The organism is Simplicispira sp., from assembly GCF_028687295.1.
GTDB classification, from domain to species: Bacteria; Pseudomonadota; Gammaproteobacteria; order Burkholderiales; family Burkholderiaceae_C; genus Simplicispira; species Simplicispira metamorpha.
In genome coordinates, this window is sequence record NZ_JAQUAL010000001.1 from 49,244 (window position 1) to 74,790 (window position 25,547).

A 25,547-nucleotide genomic window follows, 5' to 3' on the forward strand; every position below is an offset into this window, starting at 1 on the left:
GACAAGCCTTTCTGCTGTGGGGAGGGGAACGGGTGGGACACGGGTAGGTGCCGGGGCAGGGTGATGGGGTATGGACGCTGGCGTCAGAGCGGATCGACCAGCAGCCGACTGCCCACCAGTTCGGCCACGCGGTGCGGGCCGGTGCGCGGCACCGTGCCGGGGCGGTGAATGGCCGTCCACTGCGCGCCCCGGTATTTGACGCTGGCGGTGCCATCGGCATTCCATTGGTCTATGGACACGGTTTCGCCCACATCCAGGTTGACGTTGCGGTCGGCCCGGGCGGAAGGGGCGCCGGGGCCTTTTTTGCGAAAGTAGTAGCACGTCACCACGGCACCGCCGCCCACCACGGAGGCAGCGATCAATTGCGCCGCCAGCCCCAGCCCGACATGGGCGGCAGCCGCCCCGGCGGCCAGTCCTACGGCCAGCATGAGCAGGTAAAAAGTCCCGGTCAGCAGTTCGACGGCGACGGTCGCGCCGGTCAGCAGCCACCAGAGAGTGGATTCATCCATCAGAAGCACCTCGCTGTGTATGGGTCTCAAGAGCGCCCATTCTGGGTCATATCGAATGTGCTTCAAGAGAGCGACATACTTATTACTTACACTTCGCGCCTATTTTGTTTTTTGGCCGGGCACGGTACGGCTTTACAGAGGCTGCACATGAAATTTCGCTTTCCCATCATCATCATCGATGAAGACTATCGTTCCGAGAATACGTCGGGTCTGGGCATTCGTGCGCTGGCGCAGGCGATTGAGGCCGAAGGCTTCGAGGTGCTGGGCGTTACCAGCTACGGCGACCTGAGCCAGTTTGCGCAGCAGCAAAGCCGTGCCAGCGCTTTTATTCTGTCGATTGACGACGAGGAATTCACGCTGGGCGCGGGCCAAGACCCCATCGTGCACAGCCTGCGCAGCTTCATTGGCGAGGTGCGCCGCAAGAACGCCGATGTGCCCATCTACATCTACGGCGAAACCAAAACCAGCCGCCACCTGCCCAACGACATCCTGCGCGAGCTGCACGGCTTCATCCACATGTTTGAGGACACGCCCGAGTTTGTGGCCAAGCACATCATCCGCGAGGCCAAGAGCTACCTGGAGGGCGTGCAGCCACCGTTCTTCAAGGCGCTGCTGGACTACGCGGAAGACGGCTCGTACAGCTGGCACTGCCCCGGCCACTCGGGCGGCGTGGCTTTCCTGAAAAGCCCCGTGGGCCAGATGTACCACCAGTTCTACGGCGAAAACATGCTGCGCGCCGACGTGTGCAACGCGGTCGAAGAGCTGGGCCAGCTGCTCGACCACAACGGCGCCATTGGCGAATCGGAGCGCAACGCCGCGCGCATCTTCAATGCCGACCACTGCTTCTTCGTGACCAACGGCACCAGCACATCGAACAAGATCGTCTGGCACCACACCGTGGCGCCGGGCGACGTGGTGGTGGTGGACCGCAACTGCCACAAGTCCATCCTGCACGCCATCATCATGACGGGCGCGGTGCCGGTGTTTTTGAAGCCCACGCGCAACCATTTCGGCATCATTGGCCCGATTCCGCAGAGCGAGTTCGAACCCGAAACCATCCAGGAAAAAATCCGCGCCAACCCCTTGCTCCAGGGTGTGGATGCCACCACCGTCAAGCCGCGCGTGCTCACGCTCACGCAGTCCACCTATGACGGCGTGCTCTACAACACCGAGACCATCAAGCAGATGCTCGATGGCTACGTGGACAACCTGCACTTTGACGAGGCCTGGCTGCCGCACGCGGCCTTCCATCCGTTCTACGGCGCCTACCACGCCATGGGCAAAAAGCGTGCGCGGCCACAGCATTCGGTGGTCTATGCCACCCAGTCCATCCACAAGCTGCTGGCCGGTATCAGCCAGGCCAGCCATGTGTTGGTGCAAGACTCGCAGAGCACCAAGCTCGACCGCCACCTGTTCAACGAGGCGTACCTGATGCACACCTCGACCAGCCCGCAGTACAGCATCATTGCCAGCTGCGACGTGGCCGCTGCCATGATGGAGCCACCCGGTGGCACTGCGCTGGTAGAAGAGTCGATCCTGGAGGCGCTGGACTTTCGCCGTGCCATGCGCCAGATCGAAGAGGAGTTTGGCAAGGACGACTGGTGGTTCAAGGTCTGGGGCCCGGACAAGCTGGTCGAGGAGGGCATTGGCCGCGCCGAAGACTGGATCATCCGCAGCGATGGCAAGGGCAAAGGCAAAAAGAGCGCCAGCAAGTGGCATGGCTTTGGCCCGCTGGCCGATGGCTTCAACATGCTGGACCCGATCAAGTCCACCATCGTCACGCCGGGCCTGAACCTGGATGGCGCGTTCGACAAGACCGGCATTCCGGCCAGCATCGTCACCAAGTACCTGGCCGAGCACGGCGTGGTGGTGGAAAAAACCGGCCTGTACTCGTTCTTCATCATGTTCACCATCGGCATCACCAAGGGCCGCTGGAACACCATGCTGACGGCGCTGCAACAGTTCAAGGACGATTACGAGAAGAACCAGCCCATGTGGCGCATCCTTCCCGAGTTCTGCCAGCAGCACAAAGTCTATGAGCGCATGGGCCTGCGCGACCTGTGCCAGCACGTCCATGAGATGTACGCCAAGCACGACATTGCCCGCCTGACCACCGAGATGTACCTCTCGGACTTGAAGCCGGCCATGAAGCCCTCGGACGCCTACGCCCACATTGCCCACCGCACCACCGAGCGCGTGGAAATCGACCACCTGGAAGGGCGCATCACTGTGGGGCTGGTGACGCCGTACCCACCGGGCATTCCGCTGTTGATTCCGGGCGAGGTGTTCAACAAGAAAATTGTCGATTACCTGAAGTTTGCGCGCGATTTCGCCAAAATCTGCCCCGGTTTTGAAACCGACATCCACGGCCTGGTGGAGGTGGAAGGCACCGATGGCGTGGTGCGCTACTACGCCGATTGCGTGGCAGCGTAAGCACGGTCAGGCCAGAAAGCCCTGGCCTTTTTTGCTATCGAATGCGTAGCTAAAAGCGCACGGCCCGCAAGCATTGCGGGCCGTTTTTGCTTCAAAAACAGGGTGATTTCCGGGTTTGCCGGCTCCGTGCGCCTGCCTTGGGCGCGCTGGGTGGGGCTTACTCCATCTCTTCAAAGATCAGCGATGGTGTGGACATGACGCGTGCGGTGTCCGAGAGCGACTCGATCAGTCCGTGGCTGGTGTAGCTGACCGGTGTGCCGGGCTCCAGCGCGGCCACGGCCAGGTGGGCCAGCGGCTGGTTCAGGGGCACATAGAAGCTGCCTGCGGGCACGTCGATGGCGCTGCGCACCAGGGTGATGGCTGCTCGCGCGTCGGGTTGCGTGGACGCTGCGGCATCGGCGGCGCTGAAGCTGTCCACCAGCACCCCGCCGGGCTCGGCCACGCGCAGCACTTGCAGTCCCAGCAGCGTAAGCCGCTCTACGGCCGTGGTGGCGCCGGGGGCCAGCCAGTAGCCGCAGGGGCGCGGGCGCGATTGCAGCGTGCGCAGTTGCAGTGCGGAGTCCCAGGGCACGGCCAGCGTGCGATCGGCGCCGGTGTTGGGGTCCAGGGCGGTGGTGTTGCGATCCAGTGGCGTGGGGCCCGCTTCAAGCACTACCTGGCCGTGGCAGGCCAGGGCGGTGGTGTCGCGATCGACAAACTCGCGTACCTGTTCGAGCTTGTCAGCGCGTTCGGCGGTGCTGCGCAGGGCGTGGCCCAGCGCGGTGACGTGGGTGTGTACGCGGCGCTGGATATGGCGATGGCCCAGGCCGATGCCGCGTGTGGCCACCACCAGGCTGACGGCATTTTTCAGGCCATTGGCATTGCGGGCGTTGTCGGGCAGGGCCCTGCCCATGGCCATGCGCAGGGCCCCCGCAGGCGAGGTAGCGGGGGTGTGGTACCAATCGCTGCTGAGCCCTTGTGCCTGTAGCGCCTTGACCATCGGCTCGTGGTACCACTCTTGTGCTGCTTTGGTCACGAACTCTGGCATGTTGGCCGTGGTGGCGTATTGCAGCAGAGCGTCGTATCGGGGCAGGGCGTTGAGTTTTTCCAGGTAGTCGCCTGCGGCGGGGTATTCATGGGCATCGAGCACCAGCAGCGGGCGGTAGTCGCGCACCAGCGCGGCCAGTGCGCGGGCCTCGGGGGTGCGCAGCAGCAGGTGGTCGCGGTTCAGATCGATGCCGTTGGCGGTGTTGCGCGTACCGGCCTGCGCGCCATCGGGGTTGGCGCGTGGCACCAGAATGACGTTGATGCGCTCCAGCAAAGGCGCCAGTGGCCCGCGCAGCAGTTCTTGGGCCATGACCAGCAGGGCCTCGCTGCCCGCAGGCTCGTCGCCGTGTTGCTGGCCTATCAGCAGCACGGTGGGGCGCTGGCTTTCTGCCAGGCTGTTGGGATCTGTGCCGGGTGCGCGCGTGAGCACCAGGGCGTGGATGGGTTCTGCGCCCTGCGAGGGGCCCAGCGCCAGCAAGGCCGCCTGCGTGCCCGCTGGCAGGGGGCCAGCGGCCAGGTCGCGCAGCCACTGGGCCAGTTCAGCGTTGGTGGTGAAGGCAGAGCGCTGCGCTGCCAGGCCCGGTGTGTGGTAACGCACCGCCGGATCGGGAAAACGGGCGGCGACGGCGGCGTTGTCCAGCACGTTGCCCAGCGCTGCGGGCTGTCCGGCAGGCAGGGCTGGTGAGGGTGCTGTAGCAGGCGGCACTGCCAGGGGCTGCCCCAGGGGGGCGGGCACGACCACGGCTTGCGGCGGCTTGGGCGGCGGCACTTTTCTGACGGAAGGCCAGGGTGGCAGCGGTGTGGTGCTGCATGCGGCCAGCAGGGCCGTGGCCAGCAGGGTGGGCAGTGCGCGGCAAACGCCATGGGATGCGCTGCGCAAGCCAGGGGTGTTTGCGTGTTGGGGGGGCAAGACGCCAGAGTGCGGGTACATGGTCATGGTGTGTCAACCTGTATTCACCACATGCCGCCAGCAGGGTGCTGGGCAGTGGGGCGGGCAATGTTACCCCGTTGGCAGCATCTATGGCCTGCGGCCGCCGATGCGGTTGAAGGCAGTTTTTGCTATTAGATGAATAGCTGATAGCGCAGGCTGCACGCGCCTTTGAAGCCGTTTTTGCTTGGTATTTTTGGCTGTGGCCGACGCGCTGGGCCTGCGCTGGCGTACAGGGCTGGCACAGCATGGGCGCGGTGGGCCATGCTGCGCAGCCTGTGGTTTGTCAGCGGTTGAACGAGCCGCCGCGTGGGCCGCCGCCAGCGCCGCCGCTGCCACCGCGTGGGCCGCCGCGTCCGCCGCCGCCGCCACCATAGCCGCCACCGCCGCTGCGGAAGCCGCCACCGCCGCCACGGCGACCGCGCTCCAGCATGCTATCTACGCTGGTGCGCATGGGGTCTGGCTGGCCCGAGGGGCCCGATCCCCGGCTCGATGGCATGCTGTGGCCGCCATGCGTTCCGAGATGGGCGTTTTCGCGGGGGGGTTGGGCATCACTGAAACGTCCGCCGCCGCCACCACCACCCGAGCGTCCGCGTGCTGGCCCCTGGCCTGGGCCACCTGGGCCGCGGCCAGCACCACCAGCAGGTGCCGCGCCGCGCGGGGCGCTGCGGCCACCGCCGCCGCCTGCATTGCGTTGGCCACCACCGCCACCATTGCCAGCAGCGGGTTTGCCGCCACGATCGCCCTGGGGTGCCTTGCCAGCGCGCATGCGTTCCATCATCTCGCCGCGCGCGGCCTTGGCTGCGGCCTGCATCACGTCACGGCTGGGGGGCTTACCCGCGCCGCCCCAAATGGTTTGGCGACCCATGGCAATGGGTTCGGCCTTTTCGCCTTCTTCGGGGCCAAAGCCTTCAATGATCTGCACGGGAATCTGCTGCTTGGTAAAGCGCTCGATGTCCATCATGAAGCCTTCTTCGTCCATACAGACCAGGCTCACGGCTTCGCCGCTGTTGCCCGCGCGGCCTGTGCGGCCAATGCGGTGAACATAGTCTTCGGAGACGTTGGGGATTTCGTAGTTGACGACGTGGGGCAGCTCGTCGATGTCGATGCCGCGTGCGGCAATGTCGGTGGCCACCAGGGCGCGGATGTCGCCGCTCTTGAAGCCCGCCAGCGCTTGCGTGCGTGCGCTTTGGCTCTTGTTGCCGTGCAGTGCCATGGCCTGCACGCCGTTCTTGGTCAGGAATTCGGCCACGTTGTTGGCGCCGAACTTGGTGCGTGTGAACACCAGCACCTGGCTCCAGTTGTGCTCCTGGATGATGTGCAGCAGCGCCTGCTTTTTCTTGCCCCGGCCCACCGGGTGAATCACCTGCGAGATGCGCTGCACGGTGGTGTTGCGCGGCGTCACCTGAATGCTTTGCGGGTCTTTGAGCAGTGTGCCGGCCAGTTCGCGGATTTCATCGCTGAAGGTGGCCGAGAACAGCAGACTTTGCTTATCTTTGGGCACCAGCGCCAGGATTTTCTTGACGTCGTGGATGAAGCCCATGTCCAGCATGCGGTCGGCCTCATCGAGCACCAGCATCTGCACGGTGGACAAGTCCAGAAAACCTTGTTGCTGCAAGTCCAGCAGACGGCCTGGCGTGGCCACCAGCACGTCCACGCCGCGCTTGATGCGGTCGATTTGCGGGTTCATGCCCACACCGCCGAACACCACAGTGGAGTTCAGGTCGAGGTACTTGCCGTACTGGCGCACGGACTCTTCGACCTGTGCGGCCAGTTCGCGCGTGGGCGTCAGCACCAGGGCGCGCACGCCTTTGCCGCCAAATTTGCTTTTGGGCGCTGCTTCCAGCGACAGGCGGTGCAGCATGGGCAGCGTGAAGGCTGCCGTTTTGCCGGTGCCGGTTTGTGCGCCTGCCAGCAGGTCTTGCCCGGCCAGCACCGCAGGAATGGCCTGCGCCAGGATGGGCGTAGGGGTTTCGTAGCCCTGCTCACGCACAGCCTTCATGATGGCCGGAGCCAGATTCAGATCGTCAAATGTGATGTAAAAGACGCGCCCATCCGGGCGCCGGGTATCGGCCTGTCGTGGCAACCTGAGAGCTGCCGAGCCAGTGTTAGGCTGATAAGGTTCAAGGGTGGGAGCCGGCAATTGCTTGCGTCGTCCCCAGCAGACTGCTGATGTTGCGCACAACTGGAGTGCGCAACGACGGATATTGTCGCATGAGCCGATAATCGCGGTTTGTTCGCAGAATCCTCTGCCTTTTTTTGCAGGTGTGACTACTACAGATGGCCCAATACGTTTACTCCATGAACCGCGTCAGCAAGACGGTGCCCCCCAAGCGCCAGCTCTTGAAGGACATTTCGCTCTCGTTTTTTCCGGGCGCCAAAATTGGCGTGCTGGGTCTCAATGGCTCGGGCAAGTCCACGTTGCTCAAGATCATGGCCGGTGTCGACAAGGAATTCGAGGGCGAAGCGCTGCCCATGCCCGGATTGACCATCGGTTACCTGGAGCAAGAACCCAAGCTCAACGATGAGCACACGGTGCGCGAGTCGGTGGAAGAATCGATGGGCGCGGTGTTTGCCGCCAAGGCCCGACTGGAAGAGGTCTATATCGCTTACGGTGCCGAGGACGCTGACTTTGATGCCCTGGCTGCCGAGCAGGCCGAGCTCGAAGCCATCATCGCTACCGCCGGAACTGACTCCGAGCACCAGCTTGAAATTGCCGCCGACGCGTTGCGCCTGCCGCCGTGGGACGCCAAGATCGGCATGCTCTCGGGCGGTGAAAAGCGCCGCGTGGCACTGTGCCGCCTGCTGCTGTCCAAGCCCGATATGCTGTTGCTCGATGAGCCCACCAACCACTTGGATGCCGAGTCAGTGGATTGGCTGGAGCAGTTTTTGCAACGCTTTCCTGGCACCGTGGTGGCCATCACCCACGATCGCTACTTCCTCGACAACGCGGCGGAATGGATTCTGGAAATGGACCGGGGCCGTGGCATTCCATGGAAGGGCAACTACAGCACCTGGCTGGAGCAAAAGGGCGATCGCCTGGCGCAAGAGCAAAAGAGCGAAGAAGCCCACGCCAAGGCACTGAAAAAAGAACTGGAATGGTCGCGCCAGAACCCCAAGGCACGCCAGGCCAAGAGCAAATCGCGCCTGGCTCGCTTTGAAGAGCTGAGCGACATGGAATACCAAAAGCGCAACGAGACGCAGGAAATTTTCATTCCTGTGGCCGATCGCCTGGGCCAACAGGTATTCGAATTCCACAACGTCAGCAAGTCGTTTGGCGATCGGCTGCTGATTGACAACCTCAGCTTCACTGTGCCGCCCGGTGCCATCGTCGGCATCATCGGCCCCAACGGCGCGGGTAAATCGACGCTGTTCAAGCTGCTGGCCGGCAAAGAACAGCCCGACAGCGGCACGGTGGTGGTCGGCTCGACCGTCAACATGGCCTTTGTCGATCAGCACCGCGATGTGCTGGCCAACGAAAAAACCGTCTGGGAAGATGTCTCGGGCGGTCTGGACATCCTCAACGTGGGCAAGTTCCAGATGGCCAGCCGCGCCTACTGCGGGCGCTTCAACTTCAACGGAGCTGACCAGCAAAAGAAGGTGGGCATGCTCTCGGGTGGTGAGCGTGGGCGCCTGCATCTGGCCAAAACCCTGATTGCGGGCGGCAACGTGCTGCTGCTGGACGAGCCCTCCAACGACCTGGATGTGGAAACCCTGCGGGCTTTGGAAGACGCGCTGCTGGAGTTTGCGGGCAGCGTGCTGGTCATCAGCCATGACCGCTGGTTCCTCGACCGCATCGCCACGCACATCCTGGCCGCTGAAGGCGACAGCCAGTGGACGTTCTTTGACGGCAACTACCAAGAGTACGAAGCCGACAAGAAAAAGCGCCTCGGCGATGAGGGCGCACGGCCCCACCGCATGCGTTTCAAGGCGCTCAAGTAAGCCTGTTCTGTTGCATCCATTCACCGGGATTGCTTTGCCATGTCACAGTCTGAGTCCCGCACCCGAGCGGTTTTCAGGGCCTGCGTCGTCAACGCCGTGCGCGAGGGCGAGGCGCTCATGGCAAAGCTGCTGGAGGTCACGCGCAGCGCCCTGACTGCACAGGAGTCGGGCACGCGCGACATCCAGCAGCGCAATCTGGCCAGCGACGCACTGCGCTTGCTGCACGCGCATGAGGCGGCCATGGTCAAGGCCTATCCCATGGCCTTGCTCGAAATCTTTGCCGAAGGGCCAGAGACGGCCAAATCCCGCCCATCCGATCCTTCGGGCATGGACTTTGGCGAGCTGTCGCTGGTGGACGATGCCGAGGTGCAAGCCCAGGTAGAGCTGTCGCGCGCACAGCAGCAGGCGCTGCATGCCACCGATGCCGTGCTGGCTGAACTCAACGGTTTGGTCAGTGCCGCCCAGGGGCTGCGGCGTGTGCAACCTGAGCGCAACCCCTTGCGGCCAGAAAACTACATCCGCGCCCTGCAACGGGTGGTGGCTGAAACGGGTGTGCCTGCGCCGGTGCGCGAGGCTTGGATGCTGCACATGCGCCAGCTGCTGGGCCAGCAATTGGTGGCGGTGTACCAGCGTGCCGCCAAAGACCTGAGCGAGCACGGTATTGTCCCCGTGGGCTATGGCGTAGCGTCTGGGGGTGGTTTGGGTGCCACCGTGCGCGGTGGCCAGGGGGGCGCTGCCAGTTCGTTTTCCACAACGCCAGGGGCGGGTGCCAGCCTGTACGGCGGGTATGGACAGGAGCCCGGCTGGAGTGCTGCGGTACCGCTGGCAGAGCAGGCCCAGGAAGCTTTGCTCACGGTGGGCATTCTGCGCCAGATGCTTGGCGGCATCGGCGACCCTTATGAATCGGTGCTGGGCGGCGGCGCCCACAGCGGCGCAGTGGCCCTGTCGCCCGGAGGAGCGCGTTCCGCCTGGGCACGGGCGTCCGATCCGCGCAGGCTGCCCGAGGCAGATGTTTCTGCCTCTGCATCGGTGGCGGCCCTGCAAGACATGGCTGAACTGGAGCGGTTGGTCGATCGCCTGTCGTACAGCCAGCAGGGCAGCCTTGTTGACCGGCTGGGGCAGGGCGTGCCGCGCACTGCGTACGCCGTCGCGCCTACCCAGGCACCCGACCCCCAGGCGATGGCGGTGGATGTGGTGGCGCGCATGATGCAAAACATTGCCCAGGACACGCGCCTGCTGCCGCCAGTGCAGCAGGCGGTGCAAGGTCTTGGCCCAGCCATTGCCCAATTGGTGCGTTGCGATGCACAGTTTTTCAGCGACGAGCAGCACCCTGCTCGCCGCCTGCTCGATGAGTTGACCCAGCGCAGCATGGCGTTTGATTCTGTCGATGCGCCGGGTTTTAGCGGCTTCATGCGCTTGACGGACCAGGCCGTGGCCCACCTGTCGGGCATGGAGATCACCAGCGCTGCTCCGTTCGAGTCCGTGCTCAAGGCGTTGGAGGCGGCCTGGGCCGTGCAGCAGCAGAAACAGCAAGCACAACAGGAGCAGCGTGCGGCGCAAGCGCGTGCTGCGGCACGGGCGCAAAGGCGCCAACAGCTGGCGCAGCAAGTGGCGGCCAATATCCGTGGCCTGTCTGCCGAGGTGGGGCAGGTGCCCGTGGAGATCATGGACTTTGCCACCGGCCCCTGGGCCGATGTGGTGGCCCAGGCGCAACTGCAAGACCCGCAGGGCGCAGAGGGCGACCCGCATGGCTATCTGGCCTTGGTGCCACTGCTGTTCTGGAGCGTCCAGAGCGGCATGGAGAGTGCCGACCGGGAGCGTCTGGCGCAGGCACTGCCCGGCATGCGGGCCACGCTGGAAGAAGGCATGCGCAGCATTGCCTATCCGGAGGCAGAAATCAGTGCCTTTGTCTCGTTGTTGCAGGGCCTGCACCAGCGGGCGCTGGAGGTGCCTGAGGCACCCGCTGCACCGGCCGCCCTGCCCGCTGCAGCCGCCCCCAATATGGCCCAGAATGCTTCAGCCGAGCTGGACATCGTGCTCGATGACCTGCCAGCGCCCGCAGCCTCTGCCGACGATGGCTTTGCTGTTGGCGTCTGGGTGGAGCTGGTCAGCAACCGGCGCCGGGTGCGCACGCAGCTGACCTGGGCCAGTCCTCAGGGCACGTTGTTTTTGTTCACCGCCCCCGACGGCAGCACGCAATCCATGACACGGCGTATGCGCGACCGCTTGAGTGCCGAGGGCGCGCTGCGCATCCTGCCAGCGCGCTGACCGGGCGCTGACCGGGCGCCACCCCACCCAGTCCAACTCAGTCCAGGCCAGCGGCCAGCGCCGCAGCGCAGGGCAGGTGCAAGCCCTCAGCGGTGGTGATGCTGCGCGCTGCCCGCACCGCGCGCACGGTGGCGCGGGCCGTGGCTTCGGCGGCCAGGGCGCACAGCAGCAGCATGTCGGGGCGCTGGCCCGAGGCCCCTGTTCCCAGCGCAAACAGCGTGTCGCCGTCGAGTTGGGTGTGTACCGGGTTGATGCTGCGCGCCAGGCCATCGTGCGCGGCCACGGCCAGGCGGTGCGCTTGCGTTTTGCTCAGGATGGCATCCGTGGCCACCACGCCAATCGTGGTGTTGGTGCCGGGCAGGATGGTGTGCGGCAGCGCACCGCGCAGCAGGGCGCTGCGGCTGCCCAGCAGCTGCCGCCCGTCCGGGGTGCGCGCACCGGCCAGCACCTGCGCGGTGTCAGGGTCGATCACATCGCCCACGGCGTTGCAGGCAATCAGCGCCCCCACCGTGATGCCAGCGACCGTGACCGATGCCGTACCCACGCCGCCCTTCATGGCGCGGGCCATGCCAAACAGCTTGCCCACGCTGGCGCCGGTGCCTGCGCCCACATTGCCCTCGGCGGGGTCGGCCCCGGATGCGGCGGCACAGGCCGCGTAGCCTGCTGCTGCATCGGGGCGGATGCGCATGTCGCCCACCGGCAGGTCGAACAGCACGGCGGCGGGCACGATGGGCACGCGCCCTATGCCCACGTCCAGGCCCACGCCATGCTCTTCCAGCCAGCGCATGGCGCCGCTGGCCGCATCCAGCCCCCAGGCGCTGCCTCCCGAGAGCACGATGGCATGCACCTGCTCGACCAGGTTGCTGGGGTGCAGCAGATCGGTTTCGCGCGTGCCGGGGGCGGCGCCGCGCACATCCACACCCGCCACGGCGCCCTGGCGCGCCAGGATGGCGGTGCAGCCCGTGGGGCGGCGTGTGTCAGTGAAATGGCCCACTTCAATGCCGGCCACGCGGGTGATGCTGCCAGCATCGCTGGCGTTGGGAGGTGTGTTCATGGCGCGCGATTATGGTGGCGCGCACTGCGCTGTGCTATGGCGCTGCTTGCAGGCGCGTCAGCACATAGGCGCCGTTGACCTGTTCGGCCCGGAAAAGCACCTTGGCGCCCGGTTGCAGGCCACCCACCATGCCCGCATCCGGCACACGAAACACCATGGTCATGGGTGGCATGCCCAGGTTTTTGATCTCCCGGTGGCGCAGTGTGACCTTGAGCGTGCGCGGGTCCCAGCGGGTGATTTCGCCTTCGCTCAGGTCACTGGGGTCTGTCTGGGTGCTGGCGGGGGCACTTTGCGGGGCCGCTGCGCCAGGTGCGGCGCTGTGGTGGCTGTCGTGGCCGTCTGCTGGCGCGGCAGGCTGCGCCAGGGCAGAGCCCAGTGCGCCCCAGAGCAGCACGGTGGCGATGGATTGAGCGAGTGCTTTCATGCCGATGCTTTCTGGTGGTAGCGCTTGAAGATGCGGGTGCTGCCATCTCGGGCCACCAGCAGCACGTCGTACGGATCACGGCGGTTGCCGTAGGCCGGGCCGTCCATGCCGGGCGATCCCACTGGCATGCCGGGTACGGCCAGTCCCAGTGCCTGGGGCTTTTGCTGGAGCAGTGCGCGCACGTCGCTGGCGGGCACATGGCCTTCGATCAGGTAGCCGCCCACCAAGGCAGTGTGGCAGGAGCCGAGCTTTTGCGGCAGGCCCAGGCGGGTGCGCACGGCAGTGTTGCCGCTGTCGTGGATGGTGAAATCAAAGCCGTTGGCCTGCATGTGCTCTATCCAGTCGTGGCAGCAGCCGCAGCTGGGGTCTTTCCAGACCTCGATGGGGGTGCTGGCGGCTGCGTACACCAGGCGCGGGGCGACCAGGGCTGCACCCAGCACAGGCAGGGCGGCCAGCCATTGGCGCCGGCGCAGGGGGGGGGTGCGGGTTGTGGCCAAAGTGGCCAGTGACACAGTGGGTTGGTACATGGCGTTTTCCTTCGTTGCAGTGAATGGAAGTGGTGGCTGCGGCCTGCCCATCAGCGGCTGCGCGGCACGACGGTGATAGTGCCGGTCATGCCCGCCTGGTAGTGACCGGCAATCAGGCAGGCAAAGTCAAAGGTGCCGGGTCGGTTGAATTGCCAGACGATGTCGCCGCGCTGGCCCGCGCGCACATGGGCCATGTAGGGTGCATCGTGCTCCATGCCAGGAAACTTTTGCATCATTTGTGCATGCTGGTCGAGTTCAGCCCTGGTGCCCAGCACCATCTCGTGCAGCACCTTGCCTTGGTTCTCGGCACGCAGGCGCACGGTGTCGCCCTCCTGTACCTCTATGTGGCCGGGGGTAAAGCGCATGTTGTCACCCATGCGGACGGTGATGGTGCGGCTTACGGCCTGGGCGTCGCCCGCAATGCCCCAGTCTTTTTGCTCTGGGGGCATGGCGGTACTGGCAGCATGGTGGGGTGAGTTTTCATGGCCAAAAGTGGTTCCAGCGCTTGCCAGTAAAGCGCAAGCAGCTATCAATTTAATAGTTTTCATGGGGCTTCTCGCGGGGTGTATTCAGTGTGGGTGAGCGCCAGCAGAGGGCTTGCGCGCATGGGCGGCGCCGGGTGCGGTGCCCGGTGCGTCTGCCCGTGCGGGGCGCGGGGTGTTGGCCGGGGCACCTTGCCACTCGTAGGCGCGCGTACCCGGTGGCTGGTTGAAGTGGCCCGGATCGCTGTAGTCGTCCGCAGGCTGGTTGGCGCGCACTTTGAGCGTGGTGAACATGCCGCCCATTTCCAGCGGCCCGAAGGGGCCGGTGCCGGTCATCATGGGGTGGGTGTTGTCGGGCAGGGGCATTTCCATGGCACCCATCTCTGCCATGCCGTGCTCGCCCATTGCCATGTAATCGGGGACGATTTTCTGGATTTTGCTGACCAGATCCGCCTGCCCAACGCCCACCATGGTGGGCACGCTGTGCCCCATGGCGCCCATGGTGTGGTGGCTTTTGTGGCAGTGCAGGGCCCAGTCGCCGGGCTCGTCGGCAATGAAATCGACCTGCCGCATCTGGCCCACGGCCACGTCGGTGGTTACTTCGGGCCAGCGTGCGCTGGGCGGCACGGGGCCGCCATCGGTGCCAGTCACCTCGAACTCGTGGCCGTGGAGGTGGATGGGGTGGTTGGTCATGGTGAGGTTGCCTACGCGGACGCGCACGCGCTCGCCTTGGCGAGCCACCAGTGGGCTGATGGCCGGAAACACCCGGCTGTTCCAGCACCAGATGTTGTGCTCCAGCATGGTGTTGACCTGGGGCGTCATGCTGCCGGGCTCCACATCAAACGCGTTGAGTAAAAAGGCGTAGTCGCGCTGCACCTTGGCGATGTGCGGGTGGCTGCCTTTGGGGTGGGTGATCCACAGCCCCATCATGCCCATGGCCATCTGCACCATCTCGTCGGCATGCGGGTGGTACATGAAGGTGCCAGGGCGGCGCGCCACAAACTCGTACACGAAGGTCTTGCCGGGCTGGATGGCGGGCTGGGTGAGGCCGCCCACGCCGTCCATGCCATTGGGCAGGCGCTGGCCGTGCCAGTGGATGGTGGTGTGCTCGGGCAGGCGGTTGGTGACGAAGATGCGCACGCGGTCGCCCTCGACCACCTCGATGGTGGGGCCGGGGCTCTGGCCGTTGTAGCCCCACATGTTGACCATGAAGCCGGGCGCCACTTCGCGCACCACGGGCTCGGCCACCAGGTGGAACTCTTTCACGCCCGCGTTCATGCGCCAGGGCGCTGTCCAGCCGTTGAGCGTGACCACCGGGTGGTAGGGGCGGCCCGTGGGCGGGTGCAGTGGCGGTGCGGTATCGGCGCTGGTCTGCATGGCGGGCTCGGGCAGCGCGGCCAGGGCCACACGGCTGACGGAGGCGGCGGCGACCGCCGTGGCGGCGCCGGAGAAGAAGTTGCGGCGGTTCATGTCAGTGGCCTTGGGAAGTGGAGGGAGCGGTGGCACCGGGGCTCAGGCCCTGCAAGGCGCCCGGCGAGGTGCCCGTGAGGGCCAATTGCAGGTCGGTATCGGCCAGCCAGAAGTCGCGCTGGGCGTTGATGGCGTCCGCGACGGCTTGCGTGCTGGCACGGGCCTGGGCCAGCAGTTCCCACACGCTGGCCAGCATGCCGTTGTAGCGCAGGGTGGTTTCCTCGGTGATGAATTGGTGCAGCGGCAGCACCTCGGTTTGTTGCTGGCGCGCCAGGTCGAGCGCGGTGCGGTAGGTGTGCCAGGCGGCGCGCACTTCGCTGCGGGCGCGCACGGCGGTGTCTTGCAACTGGGCCGATGCTTGCTCTACCTCGGCCTGCGCACGGCTGCGGGCGGCGCCGCCCCAGTCGAACAGGGGCAGGGGCAGCTCCAGTTCCCAGCCGCGCTGCACGTCGCGGTGGCCGCTGGCGCGTTCGGTGGCGGTGTTGCGGCTGTAGGCCACACCGACGTTGCCCCACACGGCGCCCGCGCGGCTCCAGCCCTGGCGCTGGGCCAGGGTGTCGAGCTGGCGGCGTGCGGCCTGCACGTCCAGGCGCTCGCGCAGGGCGGTGGCTTCGAGGTCGTCGGCGCTCCAGGCGCTGGTGGGCAGTGGCGGTAGCTGCTGGGCCAACGGGTACTGCGCCGATTCGCCCCACACGCCCAGGCGGTGGTGGAGCTGCTCGCGCTCGGTGGCGGCGGCCAAGCGGGCGCGGGCCAGTTGGGCGCGGGCTTGGTGCAGCACGGCCTGTTCGCGCGCTTGTTGCAGGCGGCTCCAGTTGCCCGCACGCACCATGCGCTGGGCCAGCTCGGCACCGGCCTCGGCGGCTTCGACCATGCGCTCGTGTGTGGCCGCCACCTGCTCGGCAGCGACGGCGCGTAGCCAGGCGCGGCGGGTGTCGGCCGCCAGCGTGACCACGTCTTGCGCCGCTTGCAGCGTAGCCAGGTGCAGGCGTTCGGCCTGCCGTGCGCTGCGCCAGGGCAGGGTGATGAGATCGAGCAGGCCAAAGGACAGGCTGCGTTCGATTTCGCGCTCGTGGCCGTTGGCAAAGCGCCCCAGGGTCAGGTGCGGGTTGGGCAGCGTGAGGGCCTGCACGCGCTCGGCATCGGCCACGCCCAGCGCGGCCAGCCGCTCTTGCAGGCCGGGGTTGTTGAGCAGGGCGATGCGCACGGCAGCGTCTTGCGTCAGGGGCTGTGCCAGCCAACCTGCGATGGCCTGCTGCGCCTGGGCGCGGGCGGCGGGGTCGGTGCCTGGCAGTGCGGCGTCCACGCCCCCGGTGCGGCCTGCGGTGAGTGCGGCCACGTCACTGCGCAGGCCGTCCGGCGAGACACTGGCGCAGCCCGCCAGCACGGCGGCTGCGCCCAGCAGGGACAGGCGCCACCGGGGCGGTGGTCGGCGCGGCGATGGGGCCAGTGCCCGCAGCGCCAGCGCAGCCGCGAGGGGGGCGCCGCGCCGGGCACCGGTACGGGGGTAAAAAATGGAGAAGAACGACATCGAAAGCTCCTGAAAACGCTGCGCAGCGTGTACCCAGCCCGCATGGGCGGGTGCCGGGTACACCAAGGGCGGCGCGTGCCGGGGCACGCGCTGGGGCGGCACGCCAGTGCACGCACCCGTTGGCAGGCTTAGGAGATGGGGGGTTTGATGTCCTGCGCCGCGCAGGCGCTGGAGAAGCAGGCGTCGCGCTGTGGCGGCGCTGTGGCCACCGGGGGGACGATGGCGCTGGCAGGCAGGGCGGCGGCCAGCACCGACGAGTAGCAAATATCGCAGGCCGTGCAGGCGGGGCCGTGGCCCGCGTCGCAACTGGCGTCGGCATCGCCGTGGGCGTTGGCGTCGCCGTGGGCGTTGGCGTCGCCGTGGGCGTTGGCGTCGGGTGTGGCGTGGGCTGCGGCTGGCAGCGTGGTGCAGTGGGCAGGGATGGCCGCGTTCTGGGCGGCGTCAGCTGGCGCTGTGGCGGTGCCGGTGTGCCGCTCGCCGCCGCTGCCCGCGCTGTGGGCTGGGGTGGTGGCACCGGCGTCTGCCAGGTGCCCGTGCTGCGCCGGATCGCCAGCGCTGGCGTGGTGCTGCTGTGCGCTGGTCATAGGCTGTGGGGGCGATCCGGGCCACGCCTCGTAGGCCATGGCGTTGCCCACCAGTCCACGCAGAACCAGCAGCACAACCATCCACAGATAAAAAGCACGGCGCATCCGCTAATGATAGGGCGCGCTGGCAATGGTTCCCGCCCTGCCGGGTGCGCGGTGCAGGCCACAGTCGTTGGGGGCTGCGCAGACAAAGCAATGCCCATTTGGAGCCAAATCGGCCTCCAGCCCTTGCGGGGCTTGCGCTAGCAGCTCACCTTTTTGATAAAAACCGGGGCGCTGCAATGCCTGCGCAGCGCGCGTACCATGGCGGCCCGTGTTGTTTGGAGCGGCCCGCTGCCGGTGGGCCTTGTGTGCTGTCGTGCTGGATTTTTCCTTTTCTTTTGCCTCTCGGCCCGAGTGCCCGATCCCTTCTGCCTGCCCCCAGGCCCTTTGCCGGGCGGCGCGCTGCGCTGCCCAGCCACCGGGGGGTGCGCCATGCCCAGCGCCGTGACCCAGGACACCGTGATGCTGCGCACCATCGGCCTGGCTGCCTTTGCCAGCATGGCCGCCATGCGCGTGTGCGACCCCATGCTGGTGACGCTGTCGCAGGAGTTTGCGGTGACTACGGGCGATGCCTCTGCCGTGGTGGCCGCGTTTGCCGTGGCCTACGGCGTGTTGCAGCTGTTCTACGGCCCGCTGGGCGACCGCATCGGCAAGCTGCGGGTGATTGCGGCGGCCGCCTCGGGCTGTGCGGTGTTCAGCGCCATCACCGCGCTGGCGCCCAGCCTGACGCTGCTGGTGCTGGCGCGCGCGGCCATGGGGGCGGCGGCGGCGGGCATCATCCCGCTGTCCATGGCCTGGATTGGCGACCAGGTGCCCTACGCCCAGCGCCAAGAGGCCCTGGCCCGGCTGATGGGCGCCACCGTCTCGGGGATGATGTTTGGCCAGTGGTTTGGCGGCTTTGCGGCACAAAACTGGGGCTGGCGCAGTGCGTTTGCTGCGCTGGCGCTGTTGTTTGCACTGGCAGCGGCAGGTTTGTTGCGCCAGTTGCGCGGTGGGCAGGGCGCTGCGGTGCAGGTACCTGCGCCCGGTTCGGCTGCGGGTACTGGAGCGGCCACAGCTACAGCGGCTGCGGCACCACCGGCATCGGCGCTCTCCTATGTCCACAAAACGCTGGCCTTGCTGCGCGTGCCCCGGGTGCGCTGGGTGCTCACGGTCACGGCCATTGAGGGCGCCTGCGCGTTTGGCACGCTGGCCTTTGTGCCCAGCCGCCTCATCGACGGCTTTGGCCTGAGCGCCTCGGCAGCGGGCGCGGTGATGGTGCTGTATGGCGTGGGCGGGCTGTGCTACAGCCTGTTCGCGCGGCGCTGGCTGGCTGCTTTGGGCGAACGCGGCCTGGCCCTGACCGGCGGCACGCTGCTGGCGGCGGGTCTGCTGGCGCTGGCCTGGTCGCCCTGGATGGCGGGCGCGGTGGCTGGGTGCTTTGCCTCGGGCCTGGGCTTTTACATGCTGCACAACACCTTGCAAACCCAGGCCACACAGATGGCGCCCGAGGCCCGGGGCACGGCGGTCACGCTGTTTGCCTGCCTGTTGTTTCTGGGGCAGTCCTGCGGCGTGCTGGCCATGGCCGCCAGCGTGGACCGGGGCCTGCTGGCGCCCATGTTCACCCTGGCGGCGCTGGGGGTCGGGGTGCTGGGCGTGCTGGTGTCGCGCAAACTGCGCGCTTGGTCATGATGGCAACGGCCCTGGGGTGGTTTTGCGGGTTTACCCTTGGAATTTGCGGCTTGCCAGGGTTTGTTATTACTGAATAACGAAATGCTTTGGCCTCTTATGCCAAAGCATTACATTACTGCCCTGCCCAACTTCACGCGCCGCCGCCTGCCTGGTGCCCCGCAACACCGGCACGGGCGCGGCGCTTTGCTTCCATGATCGACTTACGGGGTATCACCCAGATTTACCAGGGCCCACAAGGCCCGGTCGAGGCCCTGCGCGGCATCGACCTGCACATCACGCCGGGCGAAGTGTTCGGCATCATCGGGCGCAGCGGCGCGGGCAAAAGCTCGCTGGTGCGCGTCATCAACCTGCTCAACCGGCCCACGCGCGGCGAGGTGATCGTGGCCGGGCGCGACCTGACCCGGTTGTCGGACGCCGACCTGCGCGCCGCGCGCCGCGACATCGGTATGGTGTTCCAGCACTTCAACCTGCTGTCTTCGCGCACGGTGTTTGACAACGCCGCGCTGCCGCTGGAGCTGGCCGGCATGGACAAGGCCGCCATCCGCCAGCGCGTAGGCCCACTGCTGGAGCTGGTGGGGTTGAGCGCCCTGGCCGACCGCTACCCGGCGCAGATCAGTGGCGGGCAAAAGCAGCGCGTGGGCATTGCGCGCGCGCTGGCCAGCCACCCCAAAGTGCTGTTGAGCGACGAGGCCACCTCGGCGCTCGATCCCGAAACCACGCGTTCCATCCTCGACCTGCTGCGCCAGGTGAACCAGGAAATGGGCCTGACGGTGGTGCTCATCACCCACCAGATGCAGGTCATCAAGCAAATTGCCGACCGCGTGGCCGTGATCGACGCTGGCCGCATTGCCGAGCAAGGCCGCGTGCTGGAGGTGTTCACCCGCCCGCAGCAGGCCATCACCAAGAGCCTGATCGACGAGATCGTGCCGCAAGAGCTGCCCGCCAGCGTGCTGGCCCATGTGCGCAAACTCTCGGCCCAGTTGCAGGGCGGCGCGGGCCAGTTGCTGCGCCTGTCGTATGCGGGCGAGAGCGCTTACCAGCCCATCCTCTCGCACATGGTGCGCGAGTTTGGCGTGGACATGAGCATCCTGCACGGCCAGGTCGATGAGATACAGAACCAGACCTTTGGCTCGCTGGCCGTGTTTGCCAGCGGCGAGGCCGAGCGGCTGCGCGCCGCGATTGCCCATTTGCGCGCTGCGGGCGTGCAGGTGGAAGAAGTGGTGAGCAAGGATTGAGCGATGTTTGAAAATTTCTCGGAAATGATGCTGGAGCTGTTTGCCACCTCGCTGTGGGAAACCATCGTCATGGTCGGCATCTCGGGCGTGGTGGGGGCGCTGATTGGCATTCCGCTGGGCGTGTTTTTGCGCTTGACCGACCAGGGCGGCGTGCTGGAGAACGGCCCGCTGAACAAAACCGTGGGCTGGATCGTGAACGCCGTGCGCTCTACGCCGTTCATCATCTTGCTGGTGGCCATCATCCCGTTCACGCGGCTGATTACGGGCTCGTCCATCGGCACGGGCGCCGCCGTGGTGCCGCTGACGCTGGCGGCCGCGCCCTTCATTGCGCGCCTGGTCGAGACCGCGCTGCGCGAGGTGGACAACGGCCTGGTCGAGGCGGCGCAATCCATGGGTGCCACCACCGGCCAGATCGTCTGGAAGATTCTGTTGCCCGAGGCGCTGCCCGGCATCGTCGCGGGCCTGACCATCAGCTTTGTCAGTCTGACGGGCTACTCGGCCATGGCGGGCGCCATTGGCGGCGGTGGTCTGGGCGACCTGGGCATCCGCTACGGCTACCAGCGCTTTCTGCCCGACATCATGCTGGCCGTGGTGGTGGTGCTGATCTTCTTCGTGCAGGCCATCCAGAGCCTGGGCGACTGGGTTGTGCGCCGCCTGAGCCACCGTTGAGTGTGGCTGCGCATCGGCGTTCAAAATACTCCTTTTTTGATAGCTGCTTGCGCTTGATGGCCGGGTGCTGGAGCCTGATTTGACCTCAAATATCAGGCCCTGCAACCCGCCCCCAGGACTGGGGCAGCGGCCCCGGCGCAGGCCGTGCCGCCACGGCGCAGCGGCGTTGGCATATGCGATTGCAGTCGAAAGAAATAGAAATTCAGTCGTTTGGGTTCTATGGGGCCGGTATTAGGATGCAAGCCATCTCTGAATGAAAGGTGTCCCTGTGAACAAGCGCTCTTTGTTGCAATCTGCCCTCGCCGTGGCTGTGGCCGCTGGTTTTGCCACCGGGGCGCTGGCCCAGGACAAGCCCCTGAAAATCGGCGTCACCGCAGGCCCGCACGCGCAGATTTTTGAGCAAGTGAAAAAAGTCGCGGCCAAGCAGGGTTTGCAGATTCAGGTGATCGAGTTCAGCGACTACGTGCAGCCCAACGCAGCCCTGGCCTCGGGCGACCTCGACGCCAACGCCTACCAGCACAAGCCCTATCTGGACGCGCAGGTCAAAGACCGGGGCTACAAGATCGTGTCGGTGGGCTACACGGTCAACTTCCCCATGGGTCTGTACTCGAAAAAGGTCAAGAGCCTGGCCGAGCTGAAAGACGGCGCCCGCTTTGGCCTGCCCAACGACCCCACCAACGGTGGCCGCGCGCTGTTGCTGCTGCAAAGCAGTGGCCTGATCAAGCTCAAGGAAGGCGCTGGCCTCAAGGCCACGCCGCTGGATGTGGTGTCCAACCCGAAAAAGCTCAAGTTTGTGGAGCTGGATGCGGCCCAGTTGCCGCGCTCGCTGGACGATCTGGACGCTTCGGCGGTCAACACCAACTTTGCCATCCCGGCGGGCCTGAACCCGACCAAGGATGCCATCGTGCTGGAAGACGCCAAAGGCCCCTACGTCAACCTGATTGCCGTGCGCGAGGCCGACAAAGACAAGCCCTGGGTGGCCAAGCTGCTCAAGGCCTACCATACCGAAGAAATTCGCCAGTTCATCCAGACCGAGTTCAAGGGCTCGGTGCTGCCCGGGTTCTGAGCCCGCCACTGCACTTCAGAAAGCACCACCTATGCGACACCTTCTTTGCCTTGGCCTGTTGTCCGCTTCGCTGTTGGGGGCGGCCCAGGCCCAAACTTTGCGCTGGGCCGCAGCGGGCGACCCGCTCACCCTCGATCCGTATGCCCAGAACGAGTCGCTGACCAACGTGGTCAACGGCCAGATTTATGAGTTTCTGGTGGCGCGCGACAAGCAGCTCAACATCGTCCCGCAGCTGGCCACCGAGTGGAAGCAGAACGGCCCACTGCAATGGACGTTCAAGCTGCGCCCGGGCGTCAAGTTCCACGATGGCCGCGCGTTCACGGCAGACGATGTGGTGTTCTCGCTGCAACGCGCCAAGCAGCCCACGTCGCAAATCGCCGCCTACGCCAGCGCCCTGGGCGAGGCGCGCAAGATCGATGACCTGACGGTGGAGTTCAACCTGCCGCAGTTCAACCCGGTGTTTTTGCAGCACCTCAACGCGCTCTACATCCTGAGCAAGGGCTGGGCCGAGGAGCACAAGGCCACGCAAACGCAAAACTTTGCCAGCAAGGAAGAGTCTTACGCGGCTTTCAACGCCAACGGCACCGGCCCCTGGATCGTGGAAAAACGCGAGCCCGATGTGAAAACCGTGCTCAAGCGCAACCCCAACTACTGGGGCCAGATAGAGGGCAACGTGCAGCAGGTGGTCTATACGCCCATCAAGAGCGATGCCACGCGCACGGCGGCGCTGCTCTCGGGCGAGGTGGATTTGGTGCTCGACCCGCCCCCGCGCGACCTTGATCGCCTGCGCAGCACCGCGCAGATCAAGGTGGTGGAGGGGCCGGAAAACCGCGTCCTCTACATCGGCATGGACCAGGGCCGTGATGAACTGCTGTACGGCAGCAAGGGCAAAAACCCGTTCAAGGACGTGCGCGTGCGCAAGGCGCTGTACTACGCCACCGACATCGAAACCATCAAAACCCGGCTGATGAACGGCCAGTCCAGCCCGACCGGGGCGCTCATGCCATCGCCGCTGGGCAGCTTCAACGACCCCGAGATCGAGGCGCGCCTGCCGTTTGACCTGGCCGCTGCCAAAAAGCTGCTGGCCGAAGCGGGCTACCCGCAGGGCTTTGAGTTCACCCTGGATTGCCCCAACAACCGCTACGTTAACGACGAGCGCATCTGCCAGGCGCTGGCGGCGCAGTGGGCCAAGGCCAACGTGAAAGTGCGCGTCAATGCCCAGCCCAAAGCGCTGTTCTTTGCCAAGCTGGACAAGCTCGACACTTCGGCCTACCTGTTTGGTTGGGGCGGCTCCATCACCGACCCCGAAACCACCTTCACGCCCATCTACCGCAACCGGGGTGAGAAAGGCGTGGGCGAATACAACCGGGGCAACTTCAAGGACGATGAGCTGGACGCGCTGGCCGCAGCCTCCAGCAAAGAGGCCGACCCGGACAAGCGCAAGGCGCTGATCAAACAGGTGTTCAAGCGCCACAACGACCAGGTTCACCATATTCCGCTGCACCGCCAGTACAGCGCCTGGGCCACCCGCACCAACGTGAGCGTGGTCCACCGCGCCGACAACTGGCTGGAGCTGCGCTGGGTGCGCGTGGCGCCCTGATGGCGCCGGGCTGTGGGCGCATGGCGCAGCGCCACAGCCTGTTTTGCTCCTAAAAGAAGAGCTGCTTGCGCCCATTGGGCGTGCGTTTTAGGCTGTTTTCATGTTAAAAGAGCCGCTTCACACTTGACTGGGGCCTTGGCAGGCCCCCATTTTTTATGCAACGCCATTGGCCCCCGTTTGCCTGGGTTTGTTTTGCGATGTGCGTGGGGGTCATGGGCACGGCCCTGGCCAGTCCGCTGTACCCGCTGTACCAGGCGCAGTGGCAACTGCAGCCCAGCCACATCACCGGCATCTATGTGGCTTATATGGGCGGGGCGTTGGCCAGTTTGCTGTTTCTGGGGCGGCTGAGTGACCGGTTTGGCTTTTTGCCGGTGCTGCGCAGCGGTTTGGCGCTGGTGACGGCGGGGGTGTTGTTGTCGGCGGCGGCCTGGAGCGTGGTGTCGTTTGTCGTCAGCCGCGTGCTCATCGGCATTGCCTCCGGAATGATCACCACCTCGGCCTCCATCGGCCTGACCCAGCTCAGCCGCAGTGGCAACGTCATGCGTGCCTCTGCCATGACCAGTTTGGCCATGGCGCTGGGTTTTGGTCTGGGGCCGCTGGTGGGCGGGCTGATCGCGCAGTGGCTGCCGCAGCCCCTGGTCAGCGCCTATATCCCCAGTCTGGTGCTGGGCGTGCTGGCGCTGTACGCGCTGTTTCAGGTGCGCGTGGCGCTGCCTGCCAACGCCCCCGCCCTGACCGCGCGCGACTGGCTGCCGCGCATCACCCTGCCGCTGCCTGCCGTGCGTCGGCCTTTTCTGATCGCTTGCCTGGGGGCTTTCAGCACTTTCGGGATTTTTGGCCTGTATGCCTCGCTGGCACCGAGCTTTATGGTGCAAATGGTGCCCTGGCACGGGCCTGCCGTGAGCGGCTTGTCCATTGCGATGATTTTGTTTTTGTCAGCCGGTTTTCAGTGGCTGGCCCGCCCGGTACACACCAAAACCTGTGCCATCTGGGGGCTGGGTTTGCTGGCCGTGTGCAATCTGCTGCTGATAGCCACCACCTGGACGGGCTGGCCTGCGCTGTTTGTGCTCAGCGTGCTCACCACGGCCAGCGGCCATGGCCTGGTCAACCTGGCCGGGATTGCCATCGTCAACAAGGTGGCGCAACCGCAGATGCGCTCGGGCTTGCTCTCCACGTACCTGGTGGTGGGCTACCTGGGCACCATCGTGCCGATTCTGGGTGTGGGCTGGCTGTCCGACCACCTGGGTTTGCCGGTGGCGATCATGATTTTTTGCACCGCCATGGCCGCCCTGACTGCCGGGCTGGCTGTGCTGGCGCGCAACACCCCGGTCATCGAGACGGCTTGAGTGCGGCTGGACCACCAGGCCTGGGTGCAGCAGGGGGAGGAGGGCGGCGCGGCCTTGCGTTGCGCACAAGGTGGGAGGGGCATCATTTTTCGTTAAATGAAATAAATTTTCTACATAGTGAAAAAAAGAACGCTCACCATGTGCTTTTATTTTTCGCAACAGAAATAAAAAATTCATATTGTGAAAATAAGATATTAAGTAATTGATTTAAAAAGAAAAATTCTTTTGTCTTATATAAGACATAAGAGGTTGCTTTAGTCTTGTATAAGACTTAAAGTTGCTCTGTGAGCGACGCACTGCCGCCCTGTAAATTCAACAACCTCTGGAGTGACCACATGCCCCAATCCCTGACCCAACAACTCAGCCGCGAACAGCAAATTGCCGCCTTGGAAAAAGACTGGGCCACCAACCCCCGCTGGAAGGGTGTCAAGCGCGGCTATAGCGCTGCTGACGTGGTGCGTCTGCGCGGCTCGCTGCCTATCGAGCACACGCTGGCCCGTCGCGGCGCTGAAAAGCTCTGGGAAAAGGTCAACGGCGGTGCCAAGAAGGGCTACGTGAATGCCTTCGGCGCTATCTCCGCTGGTCAAGCCATGCAGCAAGCCAAGGCAGGTCTGGAGGCTGTGTACCTGTCGGGCTGGCAAGTGGCCGCTGACGGCAACACGTCGGAAACCATGTACCCCGACCAGTCGCTGTACGCCTACGACTCGGTGCCCACCATGGTGCGCCGCATCAACAACACCTTC

The 25,547-nt window shown here is 65.5% G+C and carries 19 protein-coding genes and 1 pseudogene; 10 read left to right on the forward strand and 10 right to left on the reverse strand.

The window, feature by feature from the left end; genetic code table 11:
• Window positions 1-83: 83 nt before the first annotated feature.
• Window positions 84-509: an NfeD family protein gene (locus tag PHX69_RS00205; protein WP_288041776.1), complete on the reverse strand. Its 426-nt coding sequence runs from the start codon at window positions 507-509 to the stop codon at window positions 84-86.
• A gap of 147 nt (window positions 510-656) precedes the next feature.
• Between PHX69_RS00205 and PHX69_RS00210 the strand changes: the two genes are divergently transcribed.
• Window positions 657-2,942, forward strand: a complete 2,286-nt coding sequence (locus PHX69_RS00210; RefSeq protein ID WP_119013430.1) for an arginine/lysine/ornithine decarboxylase — start codon at window positions 657-659, stop codon at window positions 2,940-2,942.
• A gap of 157 nt (window positions 2,943-3,099) precedes the next feature.
• Here PHX69_RS00210 and PHX69_RS00215 read toward each other — a convergent pair whose 3' ends face one another.
• Window positions 3,100-4,899 (reverse strand): M14 family zinc carboxypeptidase, encoded by a 1,800-nt coding sequence (locus PHX69_RS00215; protein WP_502958443.1) that lies wholly within the window; start codon window positions 4,897-4,899, stop codon window positions 3,100-3,102.
• A 283-nt stretch (window positions 4,900-5,182) separates the two neighbouring features.
• Window positions 5,183-6,934, reverse strand: coding sequence for a DEAD/DEAH box helicase (locus PHX69_RS00220; RefSeq protein WP_288041792.1), 1,752 nt, complete (start codon window positions 6,932-6,934; stop codon window positions 5,183-5,185).
• A 242-nt stretch (window positions 6,935-7,176) separates the two neighbouring features.
• On the opposite strand from PHX69_RS00220, the gene ettA reads away from it, so the two are divergent.
• Window positions 7,177-8,838, forward strand: coding sequence for an energy-dependent translational throttle protein EttA (ettA, locus tag PHX69_RS00225; RefSeq protein WP_288041778.1), 1,662 nt, complete (start codon window positions 7,177-7,179; stop codon window positions 8,836-8,838).
• Between the two features lie 39 nt (window positions 8,839-8,877).
• Window positions 8,878-11,106, forward strand: coding sequence for a DUF1631 family protein (locus tag PHX69_RS00230; protein WP_288041779.1), 2,229 nt, complete (start codon window positions 8,878-8,880; stop codon window positions 11,104-11,106).
• Between the two features lie 37 nt (window positions 11,107-11,143).
• Here PHX69_RS00230 and PHX69_RS00235 read toward each other — a convergent pair whose 3' ends face one another.
• The 7 genes from PHX69_RS00235 to PHX69_RS00265 all read right to left on the reverse strand — a co-directional run bounded on the left by PHX69_RS00235 (window position 11,144) and on the right by PHX69_RS00265 (window position 17,280).
• The gene (locus PHX69_RS00235) at window positions 11,144-12,160 is read right to left on the reverse strand and encodes a P1 family peptidase (protein WP_119013434.1); all 1,017 of its coding nucleotides are present in this window, start codon (window positions 12,158-12,160) and stop codon (window positions 11,144-11,146) included.
• A 34-nt stretch (window positions 12,161-12,194) separates the two neighbouring features.
• Complete coding sequence (locus tag PHX69_RS00240) at window positions 12,195-12,584, reverse strand: copper-binding protein (protein ID WP_119013435.1); 390 nt, start codon at window positions 12,582-12,584, stop codon at window positions 12,195-12,197.
• A complete protein-coding gene (locus PHX69_RS00245; RefSeq protein ID WP_288041780.1) occupies window positions 12,581-13,111 on the reverse strand; it encodes a DUF411 domain-containing protein in 531 nt (176 codons plus the stop codon). Before PHX69_RS00245 ends, PHX69_RS00240 begins: the two co-directional genes overlap by 4 nt.
• Window positions 13,112-13,161: 50 nt before the next feature.
• Window positions 13,162-13,659: a cupredoxin domain-containing protein gene (locus tag PHX69_RS00250; protein WP_288041781.1), complete on the reverse strand. Its 498-nt coding sequence runs from the start codon at window positions 13,657-13,659 to the stop codon at window positions 13,162-13,164.
• 21 nt (window positions 13,660-13,680) lie between these two features.
• Window positions 13,681-15,063: a multicopper oxidase family protein gene (locus PHX69_RS00255; protein ID WP_288041782.1), complete on the reverse strand. Its 1,383-nt coding sequence runs from the start codon at window positions 15,061-15,063 to the stop codon at window positions 13,681-13,683.
• 1 nt (window position 15,064) lies between these two features.
• Window positions 15,065-16,591: a TolC family protein gene (locus tag PHX69_RS00260; RefSeq protein WP_288041783.1), complete on the reverse strand. Its 1,527-nt coding sequence runs from the start codon at window positions 16,589-16,591 to the stop codon at window positions 15,065-15,067.
• 128 nt (window positions 16,592-16,719) lie between these two features.
• Complete coding sequence (locus PHX69_RS00265; RefSeq protein WP_288041784.1) at window positions 16,720-17,280, reverse strand: hypothetical protein; 561 nt, start codon at window positions 17,278-17,280, stop codon at window positions 16,720-16,722.
• A 369-nt stretch (window positions 17,281-17,649) separates the two neighbouring features.
• On the opposite strand from PHX69_RS00265, the gene PHX69_RS00270 reads away from it, so the two are divergent.
• From PHX69_RS00270 to PHX69_RS00300, 7 genes and pseudogenes are all read left to right on the forward strand, one after another.
• Window positions 17,650-18,888, forward strand: coding sequence for an MFS transporter (locus PHX69_RS00270; RefSeq protein ID WP_288041785.1), 1,239 nt, complete (start codon window positions 17,650-17,652; stop codon window positions 18,886-18,888).
• A 191-nt stretch (window positions 18,889-19,079) separates the two neighbouring features.
• Complete coding sequence (locus PHX69_RS00275; protein ID WP_288041786.1) at window positions 19,080-20,123, forward strand: methionine ABC transporter ATP-binding protein; 1,044 nt, start codon at window positions 19,080-19,082, stop codon at window positions 20,121-20,123.
• A 3-nt stretch (window positions 20,124-20,126) separates the two neighbouring features.
• A complete protein-coding gene (locus tag PHX69_RS00280; RefSeq protein WP_119013442.1) occupies window positions 20,127-20,792 on the forward strand; it encodes a methionine ABC transporter permease in 666 nt (221 codons plus the stop codon).
• Window positions 20,793-21,045: 253 nt separating this feature from the next.
• Window positions 21,046-21,858: a MetQ/NlpA family ABC transporter substrate-binding protein gene (locus tag PHX69_RS00285; protein WP_288041788.1), complete on the forward strand. Its 813-nt coding sequence runs from the start codon at window positions 21,046-21,048 to the stop codon at window positions 21,856-21,858.
• 31 nt (window positions 21,859-21,889) lie between these two features.
• Complete coding sequence (locus tag PHX69_RS00290) at window positions 21,890-23,458, forward strand: ABC transporter substrate-binding protein (RefSeq protein ID WP_119013446.1); 1,569 nt, start codon at window positions 21,890-21,892, stop codon at window positions 23,456-23,458.
• A gap of 197 nt (window positions 23,459-23,655) precedes the next feature.
• Window positions 23,656-24,804, forward strand: a complete 1,149-nt coding sequence (locus tag PHX69_RS00295) for an MFS transporter (protein WP_502958445.1) — start codon at window positions 23,656-23,658, stop codon at window positions 24,802-24,804.
• A 335-nt stretch (window positions 24,805-25,139) separates the two neighbouring features.
• Window positions 25,140-25,547 (forward strand): annotated as a pseudogene (locus tag PHX69_RS00300) (isocitrate lyase); the annotation flags it as partial.